Source organism: Beggiatoa leptomitoformis (genome assembly GCF_001305575.3).
Lineage (GTDB): Bacteria > Pseudomonadota > Gammaproteobacteria > Beggiatoales > Beggiatoaceae > Beggiatoa > Beggiatoa leptomitoformis.
The window spans coordinates 3,800,318-3,815,136 of sequence record NZ_CP012373.2; the positions used below are offsets into that span (position 1 = coordinate 3,800,318).

A 14,819-nucleotide genomic window follows, 5' to 3' on the forward strand; every position below is an offset into this window, starting at 1 on the left:
TCATTTGTAAAAAACGTCATTTATAGGTAGTTAGCGCAACGACTTGAATAACTGGTAAGTGTGGCGTGTGTTAAGGAAATGGATAACGCTGCTTGAAGTGGTGTTATCCGTGTTTGATAGTCAGAGTAGAAACGGGTTCATTTCTTGCCTTGTGGAATTGGGTTAATTATTTATGCTGTAAAGCAAAGCGATGAAATACCAACATTGATGAGGAGAAAACGATGGAGCAAACGCTGAAAGATATGACAACTCTAACAGGGTTGTCCCAGCAAGATTATGATATTCTGAGGAAATACGCGCCACAACTAGAGCAGTGGGCAGACGGGCTAGTAAAAGTCTTTTATGACACGCTCTATGCTTATGAACCAACAGCCGCAGTGTTTAAGGATGATGAGCGTAAAACCCGTGAGGGGACATTGAAAGCGTGGTATTTAGCGGTTATCTGCGGTAATTATGATGTTCACTTTTGGCGACAGCAATGGGCGGTCGGTTTAATCCATATTGCTAAACGGGTTACAAATCCTTATATGTTTGGCATGACCAGCCGTTTACAACAGGTTTTTCTTGGTAAATGTTTACGAACATTCGAGTTAGATGAGGCGGAGCGAGTTTATAGTGCATTTAAACGAATGACGGATACCATTGCAGGAATTATTGCTGAGGGTTATTTCACTAACTATATAGAAGCAATGGAAAATGTGGGCGGTTTTAAGTTGTCGTTGTTGCAACGTATGATGGAGTTAGAAATTAATAAAAAGTTGTCCACATTAAAATCTTAGTTATTAATCTTGCAGTATTTTATTTAGATGTGTTTAAGTTCTTTCGTCGTTCATTTGGATTACTGCGCTTTTTTTAAGAAGTACTAATAGTGAAAATTGTGGTTGCTTGTAAAAAAATTTGTAGGGTGCGTTAGATGTGTCTTTTTGCACCATAACGCACTTTTTTAAAAGGGGTTGTGTCAGGTTGCCACTTTTGCAGGTAATTTAGTGAGATATAGGCTTGTGTATAAGTACAGGGAGATTTTTAGGAGAAAATAATCATTGATTATTGACGAATCCCACAGAGTCAAATAGCCTTAACGGCGCACAATGGTTGTGCATTCTCATCACCCTTTCCACCATTAAAATAATATTACTCATGCACATTGTCCGCTTATTCTCCTTTCAAACTGCTTTATTGTATGACGAATCGACTCTCGCATTTCCGTCAAAATTACATGCTTTATCAGGTACTGCTTCATTTGTAGTGCCTGCTGGTAGCACTTGTTTTTTATATCAGCATGATGGTGAATCAATATTAACAGGGCATTTTAAGCTACCTGTTTATGCAGGTATGTATGCCTGTGTTACTGAAGGTGAAATTCGTTGTACAGGACAAGCCATTATTATTGAACGCTTAGACTATCGGGGAATATTTAGTTTGGGCGGGGCAGTAGAACCGCGCGGACGCTTATGTTATATCGATGGTTGTACAGATTCTTTATTGATTCCACCCGTTAAATATGGTGATGCGTGTTTAAACGCGCTATTTTTTCCGCCACAAACCAATCAAACGCCACATACGCATCCTAGCGTTAGAATTGGTATGGTTATTCGTGGGCAAGGTGTTTGTGCAACACCTGACCATCAAGTTCCTTTAGTTGTTGGTGATATTTTTGTTATTCCAACAGATACGATACATTCTTTTCATACGGATGCGACGGATGAGTTGGTGGTTATTGCTTATCATCCTGATACTGATTTTGGTGCAAAAGATGAAGATCATCCTATGATTAATCGTTCTATTGTTAATGGTGTTTCGGCTAAATTTATTGATGAAATTAGAACAAAAGCCTAATACATAGAAAACACCTTTTTTTATCTGGTTTATGGCATCACCCTCATAACCGCTCTTCTTATCACTAATCCCTCTTATATCCAAAAAATTAACATGATTAATTGTTCTATAAAGATAAAATAGAGGGGTTGGTTTATCTTGATTACTGTTTATGCTGTTGCTTATTTTGTAACTGAATAAATATTAATTTCTTGTATTTATTTGGTGTTATATAAACCTAATTTTTATAGGCTTGTTTATTAGCTTGATTTTCTTATTTCTTTAAAAAAGTAGAATTTTGTTGGATAGTTGATTCTTTCAGCAGAATGGTTCTTAATTGGAAAAGAGGAATAAAGTTGATTTTACAAGTAGGATAATAATCATGTTAAACGATTTACGTGAAACGGTTGCTTGCATTTTTGCGCGCGACCCCGCAGCTCGTAGCACTGTAGAGATTTTATTAAACTATCCCGGATTACATGCGATTTTGTGGCATCGATTAAGTCATCGTTTGTGGCAGGCGAATTGGAAATTATTGGCGCGTACTTTGTCCACATTTGCCCGTTGGTTGACAGGCATTGAAATTCATCCGGGGGCTGTGATTGGACGGCGGTTTTTTATTGATCATGGTATGGGCGTGGTGATTGGGGAAACCGCTATTATTGGAGACGATTGTACTTTATATCATGGCGTTACCTTGGGCGGTACGTCTTGGCAAAAAGGTAAACGTCATCCTAGTTTGGGGAATAATGTGGTAGTGGGGGCGGGGGCAAAAGTATTAGGACCTATTGAAGTACATGATGGCGCGCGGATTGGTTCTAATGCGGTGGTTGTTAAAGATGTTCCTGAGGGTGCAACGATGGTGGGTATTCCTGCAAAAATCGTTAATGTGGATATTCATTGGAAAGAACGCTATAAACAGGAGACAGAGAAAAAGATTTTTGATGCGTATGGTATGCCTTGTGATGGTGACATGTCGGAAATGGATTCTATGCAATATGCGATTAATAATATGTTAGATGATATTCATTTATTGGACCAGCAGATGCAAAAAATGCACAGTTTGTTACATCAGCAGGGTAAATGTGAGTTGGCAACCTCAGAAGATGAACAGTGTTTTGGATTGCGTGCGCGTAAAAAAGCAGCTTCCGCTTGCAAGGTAACAATACCATCGGCTGATTTAAATACCATTGAATAATAATGTGTTATTCGCCAATCAGACAGTTATGATAGTACTAAATAGAGAAGGATAAAGACACGCTTTATTTGAATGAGGAAAGTAAGGTTTATTTGGCACTGCTGAGATTTTTATGCAAAGAGTGACTTGAAGAAAATAATAAGCACATTATATTTAAACTAGGTTATAGTTTGTGAATATATATTGCATAGATATCTACCGAATCACCTGTCATTATTGTAGCTATTAGCAGGATTAATTGGTTTTCGCTGTATAAAGTTTGTACATTGATGTGAAAAAGAGTACGTCTTGACCAATTGTCTGAAAAATACCCCCTTTAGCCGTCGCAAAAGTCCTTTACCCCTTACTTGTCTGCCCATACTTATTTTAGAGAGTCAAGTTGTACCCCGTTATCGTTTAAAACGCTACGCTCAGAATAGCTTTATAATATAAAGTATGGATTAAGGTTTTAAATTTGATGTACGCGGTATAAGTCTTGCATTTATTACCATCAACTCAGTACCCAACAACTATTTAACGAGGTGACTGTCATGATAGACGCAACTTTAGACGTAAGAAGTCGTACAGAAACGAGTGATGTTAATGCAAATGTATTAACCAGCTCTATACGCCAAACAGCTATGGCAGTAGATAAAGCCAATCGTTTGGAAGCTATGTGCGCGACGCAACAACGAGAGTTAGACGCACTACGATATACACTAAATGAAATGTTTGACGAAGAAACGTTAGGAGAAATTTACTCGCGCTTTATGAGTCGGTTGTATAGTGAAGTAAATTAATGAGGCATTAGCAAAGCGTGATAATTCGTATATTTTTCTTAGAACAAATGGGCGTAGTGTATCTGTTACACACCGCCCATTTTTTTTAGCAAGAAACGGTTTTAAGCAATGGTGACTTCACTAGATAAATAAACATCTTGAATGGCATGAAGTAGTTTTACCCCCTCATCCATTGGTTTTTGGAAAGCCTTGCGACCCGAAATCAAACCCGTGCCACCCGCCCGTTTATTAATCACGGCTGTCCGCACAGCATCTTTCAAATCATCTTTACCACCCGCCTCACCACCCGAATTAATTAAACCCGCCCGTCCCATAAAGCAATTAGCAACTTGATAACGGGTTAAATCAATGGGATGGTCTGTTGTCAGCTCACTGTAAACCTTAGGATGAGTCTTGCCGAATTTAATGGCGTTATAACCACCGTTATTCGTTGCTTGTTTTTGTTTTACAATATCCGCATTGATTGTTGCCGCGATATGATTGGCTTGACCTGTTAAGTCTGCGGCGGTGTGATAGTCTGTATCCCCTTGTTTAAAAGCAGGATTACGTAAATACGCCCATAATACTGTCGCCATTCCTAAATCATGTGCTAAAGCAAAGGCTTCACTGATTTCTTCAATTTGTCGACGCGATTCATGAGAACCAAAATAAATCGTTGCGCCAATCGCAGCCGCTCCCATATCAAAGGCTTGTTCTACTTTTGCAAACAGGGTTTGATCATAAATATTGGGATAACTGAGAATTTCATTGTGGTTAATTTTGACGATGAAAGGAATCTTATGTACATATTTTCGTGCGATAGAACTTAACACGCCCAGCGTAGAAGCCACCGCGTTACAGTCGCCAGCAATGGCTAGTTTTACAATATTTTCAGGGTCAAAATAAATGGGATTGGGGGCAAAAGAAGCACCGCCAGAATGTTCGATGCCTTGATCAACAGGCAGAATAGAAAGATAGCCCGTACCCGCTAAACGACCATGATTAAACATTCCACCCAAACTACGTAATACACTGGGTTTTCTATCCGTCAAGCTCATCACACGATCCATAAAATCAGGACCGGGTAAAGAAAGCATCTCTTTTGGAATTCCTTTGCTTTGGTGATTTAATAACGACTCCGCTTCTGTACCCAAAAGAGTAGCGATATTTGTCATGTTTATATTTCTCCGTACAAAATTTATTAATTATAAATAACCAGTGAATCAACGCATTTTTTAAAAATGAGATTCAGCAGTCATGAAAAATCGTTTTTGATATAGCGATGTTAAACGGGTTATTTTACGAGATAACCAGAGTGAATGCGGGTTTTTTTGTGATTTTTTTTCGTTTTTTTAGCTTTTTTCTGTATAGCTGTGGTTGACAGTGTTGATTCTTGTGAACCGTGCAAAATAGCGGTATGTGAACGTGGATAAATAGGTGATTCGTGAATATATTGTTCCAACATTTCAGGTGTGACCAACACTACACCCTTTTCACTGATACGAAAACGTTTCTTATCTTCTTCATGATTTTCTCCAATCACTGTCCCTGCCTTAATGTAGCAACCTTTATCGATAATCGCTTTCGTAAGACGACAATTTTGTGCTATACGCACGTCAGGCAAAATAACACAGTCTTTTAAAACAGAATAATCGTCCACAATCACATTGGAAAATAAAAGTGAATGGTCAATTAACGCGCCTGAAATAATACAACCGCCTGAAACCGTAGAATCAACAGCATATCCACGCCGTCCTTCATCATTAAATACGAATTTAGCAGGGGGTAGTTGCTCTTGATATGTCCAAATCGACCATTCATGATCATATAAATTGAGCGGCGGAGTAACCGCAATTAACTCCATATTAGCTTCCCAATACGCATCAATCGTCCCAACATCGCGCCAATAGCCCACTTGTCCTGTTTGTTGTATATCTCGAAAAGGGTAAGCAAAAACTTTATTTTCTTTAATCACGCGGGGAATAATATCTTTACCAAAATCATGGTCAGAGGTTTCTTTTGCATCATAAACTAGCTGATCATACAAAAAATCTGTATTAAAAATATAAATCCCCATAGAAGCCAGTGCATAATTTGGATTATTGGGTGAAGGGAGCGGATTTTCAGGTTTTTCCGCAAATGTCTTAATTCGCCATCTTTTATCGACTTGCATAACGCCAAAACTGCGCGCGCTTTCTAAGGGAACATCTAAACAAGCAACGGTTAAATCAGCTTTACGCTTTACATGCTCCGCTAACATATAGCTATAATCCATCTTATAAATATGGTCGCCTGCTAAAATCAAAACATAATCAGGTTTATGATTGCGAATAATGTCTAAATTTTGATAAACCGCGTTAGCAGTACCTGAGTACCAAGATTCTTGTAACCGTTGTTGCGCAGGTAAAAGTTCTACAAATTCCCCGAATTCTCCACGTAAAAATCCCCAGCCTTTTTGAATATGCCGTATAAGTGAATGCGATTTATATTGTGTAATAACACCAATCCGTCGAATTTTTGAATTCATACAATTAGAGAGTGGAAAATCAATAATCCGAAATTTTCCACCAAATGGCACGGCAGGTTTTGCGCGCCAATCAGTCAACTCATGCAAGCGTGAACCACGTCCTCCCGCTAAGATTAAGGCAAGCGTTTTTTGTGTGAGTTTATTTAGAAAAAGTGCGGATTCATTCATTTTGTTTCTCATTTAACGTTTATTAGAATTCTTGCACAAATGTATAAGAAAGATGAATAACGGATAACATCAATTTAAGATGCTGGTCTCTTTATTGTTTTTTAAAATAATTATCGAATACCATTTTTATAAAGGGATTGGAAAATATTGTTTATGCAGGATATAGAACTTTTTATTAGCAATGCTAAACAAGCAAGGATAAGCAGTAAGCGTGCGTAACGTGTTAGTTCTCTTGTTTAGGCACACCATAACATAGTGGCGTTACTCGAATATTAAGTTGGTTAAATTATTATAAGCGTTTTTATAAGCAACAATATATCGTGAAAATATAGGGGGTTCATAGTATTCAGATAATTTATAAAAAATAAAAAATTTTCGGTAGTGCTAAAGAAGCAGTGATTTGTTATAATCATTAATGAAAAAAATAGTAGCCCCGATGTGATTTTCTATCTTCTTGGAGAAAGATAAGGTTTTCCTCACTAAACGACTGACACGCTGTCTTAACGTATTATTAAATCGCTCTATATGATTGGTCAGCCCCGTCTCCTTCCCTACCGCTTTATGCCGTTTACTCGGTAGAACTTTCTGGTACGCTTCCCAGAAGTCGGTGTAACAGACTGCACATTGCCGATATACCGCTGGGAGTGAGTCCCAGAGTGCTTGCGCTCCCTCCGCATCTCGCTTTCCAAAGGCAATCCCGACAACCTCTCGTGAGTCTCTATCTAACGCTAACCATACCCACACTTTCTGGCGACGCTGCCCAACAAATGACCACATCTCATCGCATTCTAAGCGCAACTGTCCTTTTTTTTAACCGCTTGTTCTAGTCTTTGTTGCGCATACAAACCATTGACATAATGTTGTAGCCATGTGCCTGAGATTCCCGTAACACGGGCTATTCCTCTTAACGAGAGTTTTTCTTTTAATAGCTTGTCCACCTGTGCCCACGTCTCTTGGCTTATGTATTTCTTGGTGGGTTGTTCTACAAATCTCCGTCCGCATTCGCGACATTTGTAGTTTTGTGTCCCTGTGCGGGTTTTTCCGTATTTCACGATGTGTGTCGCTTTACAGCTTGGGCAGGTTAGCATTTTAGGGACTCTTCTCTTTCTTCTGTTTTCTTATTTTAATATCACTTTCTCTTTAGCACTACCAAATTTTCTATTTAAGCAGACTAAAAATTATCAGCTAAGCAAGGGATGACTAAAGAAAATTGTGTGCCTTGTTCTGTTGTGTGTAAATAACGAATTTGTCCTTTCAAATGATGAACAACAAGATTGTAAACAATATGTAATCCTAATCCACTTTTACCATGTTGACGGTCAGTTGTGACAAAAGGTTCAAATAAATGTGTTTGTACCACCATTGGAATGCCATTACCATTATCTTTATAAAGAATAGTGAGATGTGTCGCGTCTAGTTGGGCAGTAATGTCGATAGTACCTTCCGTTATATCATGAAAACCATGCGTTAAAGAGTTTGTAATTAAATGCGTAAAAACTTGGGTCAGAATGCCAGAATAACTGACAATACGTAGCTTATCATCGCAATGAATATGTACCTGATGAGCGGTATGATGAAAATAAGGCTGCAAACTGGTTAAAATGTTATTCAAATGTGCTTTTAGATAAAATGTATGTTGTTGTTCGCTAGATTGTTCAACCGCAATTTGTTTAAACCGATTTACCAATTCCGCAGTACGATGAAGATTAACGAGTAATAGCTGGCTAATTTGTACTGTATTGTCTAAATAATTATTTAAATCCGCACGTTTTAATTTATTTTGTTCGCATTGTTGTTGTAATTCTTCAGTATTTAATTCTAATTGTGATGCTGCTGTAATACTAATACCAACAGGGGTATTTATTTCATGGGCAACACCTGCAACCAAATTCCCTAATGCTGCCATTTTTTCAGCTTCTATTAACTGGCATTGTGTCGCTTGTAAACGGGCGAGAGTGCTAGAAAGCTCCTCTTTTTGCGCTTGAATTTCTTTATTTAAGCGTAAGGCTGTGTTTTTTGCTTCGCGTTCTTGCACCAATAATAAACGTTCTTGTTCCATACGTTTGCGGTCGGTAATATCATAATAAGTGCTAAGTAATACTTGTTGTTGTTCAAATAAAATAGGTGCAACAAACAGGGATACCCAAATAAGTTGCCCATCACCCCGCTTCATACGTACTTCATAATCCCGTACTGAACCCATTTGGCTAAATTGCGAGAGAATATGTGTTCTTTCGCTGGGATTGCTATATAACATTGTTGTATATGAATGGACAAAATCTTCATTAGGAATACCAAAAGTTAAACTGGCTTGTGGGTTGGCGTATAAAATAAAGCCATCCACAGGGCGCGTCAGTAAAAAAGCAATCGGTGTTGTTTCTGCAATTACTCGAAACCGTTCTTCACTTTCACGTAGTGATTGATACAGTCTGGCATTATCAATAGAAATAAGTAGTTGTGCAGTTAATAAACTTAAAACTTGTGACCGTTCTAGTGTAAAAACGCCTGCGGTTAATTGATTTTCTAAATATAAAAGTCCACCTAATTTTCCTTTATTAATTAAGGGTAAGCACAAAATAGATTTGGCTTTATGTGCGGTAACATAGGTATCGGTTGTAAATTGTCCTTCATACGCCGCATTTTGTAAATCCACGGTTTCCTGTGTGCGTAAGACATAATGAATAATTGAAATAGGTAATTCCGTATTATGATTTAACACTAAAGGGGTTGACTGTAATACATTTATTTTCAAAGGATTTATTTTTCCCTCTGCTTCAATAAACCATTGCCCTTGTTTGTCTAATATCAATACACCCCGTTGCGCCCCTGCATTTTCTAACACGATTTTCATTAAATGCGTGAGTAAATGGGGTAAAACAATTTCCGTTGCCATCGCTTGCGAGGCTTTTAATACACTGAGCAAATCTAGTTTTTGCGAGTTGGTGTTGCTGACTTCACTGTTACTGGTGATGTTGGTAAATAAGATATTATTAGATGTATTATGTTGTTTAGCAGATAAAAACTGTGGGTAACGGTTTTCTAAATGTCGTACTTTGGCAAGCGCGCCCCACCGCATCCAGCCATAATGCGCACCGTGTAGATAAAAACGAGCAAGTTGAATATTCTCGCGGGCTAAATAAAATTTACCTGCTAACTCATGCGCTAAGGCTTCTTCATGCCAATATTCATGTGTTTGTGCAAGGCTAATTGCTTGCTCATAAGCAGCTCGACACTCTTTATCATGCCCCAACACCCGCCAACGTTCTGCCTCAACTAACCACCATTTATGTAAATAGTTCATCGGTGCATGTGTTGCCCAATGTTTAAGTTTTTTCTGATTTAACCTTATATTACGTAAAATAACTTGCTTATTAATGGGGGATGAATTAGCAAAATATTGTAATTGTGTTAATGAATCGTAGAAAATAAAAATAGGTACAATAAATAAAGCTTTTCCTGCTTCTAAGTACTGTGTCGTTAGCGTCGCACAGTGTAAGGCTTCTGTATAATTTTCAAACCAATAACACAACATGAGTTTGGTCGAATAAAAACGGAATAAGATAGTTTTATTGTTATTTAATTGATGTAATGGTAATGCGGTTGCCTCATCAAAGCTATCACCGCTTAATAGACAAGGGTCAGCCGTGCGACCTAATAAATTTAAAATTGCTTGATGATAAATGGCATGGCGATGTAGTGTAATATCTTGTTTTAATTGTTGTATAATCTTTGCGTATTCAGCACTTTCTTTTTCTAAATGATTTAATTCCCGTCCACCTGAACAATACGCATGGCAAACGTATAAAAAAACAGATAATGCGCCTGATTCTAAATCACCTAATTCTAGCCCCAGATGGTAGGTTTCTTGGAAAGGTACTAATGTTTCTTTAATATGTTCTTTCCAGAAGCGAATGAAATTATTAAACATAAAAAGTGTTTTGGCTTTAAATTCATTCTGTGGAAACTGATCTAAGATTTTTAACGCTAACTTACCGAATTGATAGCCTAATTCAATTTCCCCCGTGACGTAGCATAAGACCAAGCCACAACTGGCATAAGCAATGGCAGAAGAAGCTGTATTACCATATTTTATAGAGAGTTGTACTAGTTTTAATGAAATAAGCACAAATAAATCAGGTTTTATGTAATAGCTTGCAAAACTGACACTAGACAAAATTCGCATGATAGCGAGATGTCTTGGGTCAGTCATCTGAAAATGATGTGTAAACGTTTCTACTGCACGTCCACGTAATAGCCAACGGGTATGCCATAAGCTGGCTTTAATATGCCAAGCCTTTGGTTTTACAGGAAAATGTACATCTAGTAATTGCAAAATAGTCAGTGCAGTTTCTACTGCTTGATATGGTTGGTTTTTAGCGATATAGGCTTGAATCATCACATGATAAATTTTAACTTTATCTAGTAATGTGGTTACTTGTTTTAATACTTGTTCGGTAAGTATCTGTAGTTGAACAAAATCAGTATTTAAATAAGCTGATTCAGCCGCTTGTTCGCTCAAGCGCAAGGTCAGGCTGTAGTGTGTTTGCCAACACTGTTCGCCTAATAGTGTGAGTCCTGTTTGAAAATAAGAAAGCGCGGGTAAATAAGCGGCAGAAGCTTTAGCTTTTTCGCCCGCTAAACAGTTCAACTCGGCTAATTGTATTTGTTCGGCAGGTTCGGTAATAAGGGTTTTTCCTGCATTCCATTGATTAACAATATCAAATAATTTATCGTCTTGTTCTTTGGGTGTCGTATTGGCAAAGAGTAAACGCCCTATGCGTAAATGAATAGCCATACCGTCGGCTGAGGGAATGAGTGAATAGGCGGCTTGTTGAACTTTATCATGTTGAAATTTAAAGTGTGTATTGCTTGCAATAAGATTATTAGCCGTTACATCGCTAATGTCTTGCACTAATTTATAGTTTGTGTCTAATGGAATAATTAATCCTTCACAAATCGCAACCCATAATTGTTTTAAGGTTGAAAAAGCAGAAAGGTCATTTATTAGCGATAAGGTATATAAATCAAATTGATTGCCAATACATGCAGCGAGTTGTAAAACTAATTGAGTGAGTAGTGGAAATTTTGAAATTTTACTTGCCATTAAAATCAGGACATTATCAGTTAAATTTTTTGCCTGAATTTGTGATAAATTCCACTCCCAATAACGTTGTTTTGTATTAAAACTGATTAATTTCTCATCATGTAATGTTTTTAAAAAAGCCGTTGTAAAAAACGCATTACCTTGCGTTTTTTGATAAACCAGCTCGGTTAATGGATGCGTATCCTGCATATCGCATAATAGGGCATCTACAATAAAATCATTAATATCTACATAAGTTAAATTAGCTAAAGAAAGATGTGTAATTGTTGTTTGTTTAATATCCGTCAGCATCATTATGAATGGATGTGTTTTATTTACCTCATTTTCACGATAAGCCCCAATTATTAAAGAATAATAACGAGTGTTATCATTCATCATAGTTTTTAATAATTGTAACGAGGCAGAATCTGCCCATTGTAAGTCATCAATGAATAACACTAGCGGATGATTTGCTTGACTAATAATGCGGAAAAACTCTTGAAAAACCAGATTAAATCGATATTGTGCTTCTTGCGCCCCAACTGCCGAAACAGCAGGTTGCGACCCAATGACTAATTCTAAGCGGGGAATAATTTCAATTAAAACTTGTCCATTATTTTTAACAGCGGTTAAAATTTGTTGTTTCCAATAGGCTAATTTTTCACTATTTTCTGTCAGTAAATAATTACAAAATTCATTAAATGCCTGTGTTAGTGCAAAATAGGGAATATTACGCTGATATTGGTCATATTTTCCGCTAATGAAGTAACCTTGTTTTTCAGTCAGTGGTTTATAAACTTCATTAATTAGAAACGACTTACCCACACCTGAGAAACCACTGACCAGCAATAACTCGGTTTTTCCCTCACAAACATGTGCAAAAGTGTTCTGTAGTTGCGTGATTTCTTTATTCCGACCGTATAACTTTTGTGGAATGTGAAATTTATCAGTTATATCTTGTTGTCCAATAATAAATTTTTTAATCGTTTTATTTTCTTGCCAGTCTTGCACACAGCGGGCTAAATCCTGTTGTAATCCCCATGCGTTTTGATAGCGATTCTCTGCCATTTTTTCCATTAGTTTTAGGATAATATCGGATAATACTTCAGGAATATTGGTATTCAGTTGATGCGGTGGAATGGGTGTTTTAGCCAGATGACAATAGACCAATGCTAAGGGGTCTTCTTCGGTAAATGGTAATTGTCTTGTGAATAGTTCGTATAGCGTCGCTCCAAAGGCGTAAAAATCTGTCCGATAATCAATAATACGATTCATACGTCCTGTTTGTTCAGGCGAGATATAGGCCAGTGTACCTTCTAATTGGTAAGGATTTTTTAGGATGGGGGTTTCACGGGGTAATTGGCTGGAAATCCCAAAATCGATGAGCTTTAGTTGCTGTGTCTGTGGATTAAAAACAATATTGCTGGGATTTATGTCTTTATGAATAACATTTGCGCTATGAATTTCTGCCAAAGTACCTGCTATACGAACTGCGATTTTAAGCAGTGTTTCTATGCTAAATGTTTGTTGTGTTAGAAGGATTTTTAGCGATTCTCCGCCAAAATCTTCTAATTCTATAACTAAAGAATGTTGATACTTTGCTAGATGATAAGCTTTAATAACACCTTCGCTTTTTAAAAAATTAGTTATTTCATATTCTTGGCGATAGCGAGTTAGTTCATCGGGTGATGGATATTCTTCTTTTAAGACTTTTAGAATAATTGCCTGTTGGTCAACAAGACGCGTGCCACGATAAACTAAGGACGTTGCACTTTCATATAAAAGCGATAAGTTTTGATAAGTGGTCAACAAATTCATGATAGCGGTGTCAACCTACAAGTAATACAACATTAAATTTCAGGACTTATGCCGTTATCAATTTACAAAGGTTATGCTAATAACAAGACATAATGAGTGTGTGCGTACATAAATAGGATTAAGCAGATGCGTGTTTGACTTTGCTATTTTACACACCATGCTAATGGGAATAAATTTTGTTGGTCTCTCTTATATCAAATACAGATTAAAGAGGATGGAGATATAATACTGATAATCAACAAAAAAGCCGTTATCTTTTTAAAGATAACGGCTCTTTTTTAAATTTTTATAAGGCTAATAACAAATGTTATTGCTTATAAAGGGATACAAACGGAGGTTTGCAAGCCTTTAGGGCCCATTTGGGCTTCAAATTGAACGGCTTGACCTTCTTTTAAAGTCTTGAAACCGCTAGATTGAATGGTAGAGAAATGGACGAATACGTCCTTGCCACCATCATCTGCTGCTAAAAAACCAAAACCTTTAGACTCATTAAACCACTTAACTGTACCTGTTTGCATGAAAAAATCCTCAGTGCTGAATAATTAAAGAGGAATGCAAACAGATGTTTGCAAGCCTTTAGGACCCATTTGGGCTTCGAATTGAACGGCTTGACCTTCTTTTAAAGTCTTGAAACCACCAGATTGGATTGTAGAAAAATGTACGAATACATCTTTACCACCGTCATCAGGCGCGAGAAAACCAAAACCTTTAGACTCATTAAACCACTTAACTGTACCTGTTTGCATGAAAAAATCCTCAGTGCTGAATAATTAAAGAGGAATGCAAACAGATGTTTGCAAGCCTTTAGGGCCCATTTGGGCTTCGAATTGAACGGCTTGACCTTCTTTTAAAGTCTTGAAACCGCCAGATTGGATTGTAGAAAAATGTACGAATACATCTTTACCACCGTCATCAGGCGCGAGAAAACCAAAACCTTTAGACTCATTAAACCACTTAACTGTACCTGTTTGCATGAAAAAATCCTCAGTGCTGAATAATTAAAGAGGAATGCAAACAGATGTTTGCAAGCCTTTAGGACCCATTTGGGCTTCAAATTGAACGGCTTGACCTTCTTTTAAAGTCTTGAAACCGCCAGATTGGATTGTAGAAAAATGGACGAATACATCTTTACCACCGTCATCAGGCGCGAGAAAACCAAAACCTTTAGACTCGTTAAACCACTTAACTGTACCTGTTTGCATGAAAAAATCCTCAGTGCTGAATAATTAAAGAGGAATGCAAACAGATGTTTGCAAGCCTTTAGGGCCCATTTGGGCTTCAAATTGAACGGCTTGACCTTCTTTTAAAGTCTTAAAACCGCCGGATTGGATTGTAGAGAAATGGACAAACACATCTTTGCTGCCGTCATCAGGCGCAAGGAAACCAAAACCCTTTGATTCGTTAAACCACTTTACAGTGCCTGTTTGCATGGAATATAGCCTCGCTTCTCAG

General features: G+C 37.5%; 13 protein-coding genes. 4 read left to right on the plus strand and 9 right to left on the minus strand.

All coding sequences use genetic code 11. From position 1 onward, the window contains the following. The first annotated feature begins 221 nt into the window (after positions 1 to 221). From AL038_RS16195 to AL038_RS16210, 4 genes are all read left to right on the plus strand, one after another. Positions 222 to 779, plus strand: coding sequence for a protoglobin domain-containing protein (locus AL038_RS16195; RefSeq protein WP_062154584.1), 558 nt, complete (start codon positions 222 to 224; stop codon positions 777 to 779). Positions 780 to 1,047: 268 nt separating this feature from the next. After that, on the plus strand, positions 1,048 to 1,836 hold the full coding sequence (locus AL038_RS18335) for a cupin domain-containing protein (protein ID WP_062154585.1): 789 nt from the start codon (positions 1,048 to 1,050) through the stop codon (positions 1,834 to 1,836). 361 nt (positions 1,837 to 2,197) lie between these two features. Next, on the plus strand, positions 2,198 to 3,013 hold the full coding sequence (cysE, locus tag AL038_RS16205; protein ID WP_062154587.1) for a serine O-acetyltransferase: 816 nt from the start codon (positions 2,198 to 2,200) through the stop codon (positions 3,011 to 3,013). 530 nt (positions 3,014 to 3,543) lie between these two features. After that, on the plus strand, positions 3,544 to 3,792 hold the full coding sequence (locus AL038_RS16210; RefSeq protein ID WP_062154590.1) for a hypothetical protein: 249 nt from the start codon (positions 3,544 to 3,546) through the stop codon (positions 3,790 to 3,792). A 101-nt stretch (positions 3,793 to 3,893) separates the two neighbouring features. Here AL038_RS16210 and AL038_RS16215 read toward each other — a convergent pair whose 3' ends face one another. The 9 genes from AL038_RS16215 to AL038_RS16255 all read right to left on the minus strand — a co-directional run bounded on the left by AL038_RS16215 (position 3,894) and on the right by AL038_RS16255 (position 14,797). Further along, positions 3,894 to 4,946, minus strand: a complete 1,053-nt coding sequence (locus AL038_RS16215) for a class I fructose-bisphosphate aldolase (RefSeq protein ID WP_062154592.1) — start codon at positions 4,944 to 4,946, stop codon at positions 3,894 to 3,896. A gap of 119 nt (positions 4,947 to 5,065) precedes the next feature. Beyond that, positions 5,066 to 6,466 carry a glucose-1-phosphate adenylyltransferase gene (gene glgC, locus AL038_RS16220; protein ID WP_201800101.1) on the minus strand — a complete coding sequence of 467 codons (1,401 nt, stop codon included), beginning with the start codon at positions 6,464 to 6,466 and terminating at the stop codon, positions 5,066 to 5,068. 384 nt (positions 6,467 to 6,850) lie between these two features. Further along, a protein-coding gene (locus AL038_RS16225) for an IS1 family transposase (RefSeq protein ID WP_414635091.1) occupies positions 6,851 to 7,554 on the minus strand; the annotation gives its coding sequence in 2 pieces (ribosomal slippage) (positions 6,851 to 7,275 and positions 7,275 to 7,554; 705 coding nt in all). Between the two features lie 83 nt (positions 7,555 to 7,637). Next, positions 7,638 to 13,367 carry an AAA family ATPase gene (locus tag AL038_RS16230; RefSeq protein WP_062154594.1) on the minus strand — a complete coding sequence of 1,910 codons (5,730 nt, stop codon included), beginning with the start codon at positions 13,365 to 13,367 and terminating at the stop codon, positions 7,638 to 7,640. A gap of 314 nt (positions 13,368 to 13,681) precedes the next feature. After that, positions 13,682 to 13,885 (minus strand): cold-shock protein, encoded by a 204-nt coding sequence (locus AL038_RS16235; RefSeq protein WP_062154596.1) that lies wholly within the window; start codon positions 13,883 to 13,885, stop codon positions 13,682 to 13,684. Between the two features lie 24 nt (positions 13,886 to 13,909). Then, positions 13,910 to 14,113, minus strand: a complete 204-nt coding sequence (locus tag AL038_RS16240) for a cold-shock protein (protein WP_002692162.1) — start codon at positions 14,111 to 14,113, stop codon at positions 13,910 to 13,912. A 24-nt stretch (positions 14,114 to 14,137) separates the two neighbouring features. Further along, on the minus strand, positions 14,138 to 14,341 hold the full coding sequence (locus AL038_RS16245; RefSeq protein WP_002692162.1) for a cold-shock protein: 204 nt from the start codon (positions 14,339 to 14,341) through the stop codon (positions 14,138 to 14,140). A 24-nt stretch (positions 14,342 to 14,365) separates the two neighbouring features. Continuing rightward, positions 14,366 to 14,569: a cold-shock protein gene (locus AL038_RS16250; RefSeq protein WP_002692162.1), complete on the minus strand. Its 204-nt coding sequence runs from the start codon at positions 14,567 to 14,569 to the stop codon at positions 14,366 to 14,368. Positions 14,570 to 14,593: 24 nt separating this feature from the next. Then, positions 14,594 to 14,797 carry a cold-shock protein gene (locus AL038_RS16255; RefSeq protein ID WP_062154598.1) on the minus strand — a complete coding sequence of 68 codons (204 nt, stop codon included), beginning with the start codon at positions 14,795 to 14,797 and terminating at the stop codon, positions 14,594 to 14,596. Positions 14,798 to 14,819 lie beyond the last annotated feature (22 nt).

Excerpts from the sequence above, each read along its gene's own strand:
- AL038_RS16195 (WP_062154584.1), top strand. The coding sequence starts at position 222 with ATGGAGCAAACGCTGAAAGATATGACAACTCTAACAGGGTTGTCCCAG.
- cysE (WP_062154587.1), top strand. The coding sequence starts at position 2,198 with ATGTTAAACGATTTACGTGAAACGGTTGCTTGCATTTTTGCGCGCGAC.
- AL038_RS16210 (WP_062154590.1), top strand. The coding sequence starts at position 3,544 with ATGATAGACGCAACTTTAGACGTAAGAAGTCGTACAGAAACGAGTGAT.
- AL038_RS16215 (WP_062154592.1), bottom strand. The coding sequence starts at position 4,946 with ATGACAAATATCGCTACTCTTTTGGGTACAGAAGCGGAGTCGTTATTA.
- glgC (WP_201800101.1), bottom strand. The coding sequence starts at position 6,466 with ATGAATGAATCCGCACTTTTTCTAAATAAACTCACACAAAAAACGCTT.
- AL038_RS16230 (WP_062154594.1), bottom strand. The coding sequence starts at position 13,367 with ATGAATTTGTTGACCACTTATCAAAACTTATCGCTTTTATATGAAAGT.
- AL038_RS16235 (WP_062154596.1), bottom strand. The coding sequence starts at position 13,885 with ATGCAAACAGGTACAGTTAAGTGGTTTAATGAGTCTAAAGGTTTTGGT.
- AL038_RS16240 (WP_002692162.1), bottom strand. The coding sequence starts at position 14,113 with ATGCAAACAGGTACAGTTAAGTGGTTTAATGAGTCTAAAGGTTTTGGT.
- AL038_RS16245 (WP_002692162.1), bottom strand. The coding sequence starts at position 14,341 with ATGCAAACAGGTACAGTTAAGTGGTTTAATGAGTCTAAAGGTTTTGGT.
- AL038_RS16250 (WP_002692162.1), bottom strand. The coding sequence starts at position 14,569 with ATGCAAACAGGTACAGTTAAGTGGTTTAACGAGTCTAAAGGTTTTGGT.
- AL038_RS16255 (WP_062154598.1), bottom strand. The coding sequence starts at position 14,797 with ATGCAAACAGGCACTGTAAAGTGGTTTAACGAATCAAAGGGTTTTGGT.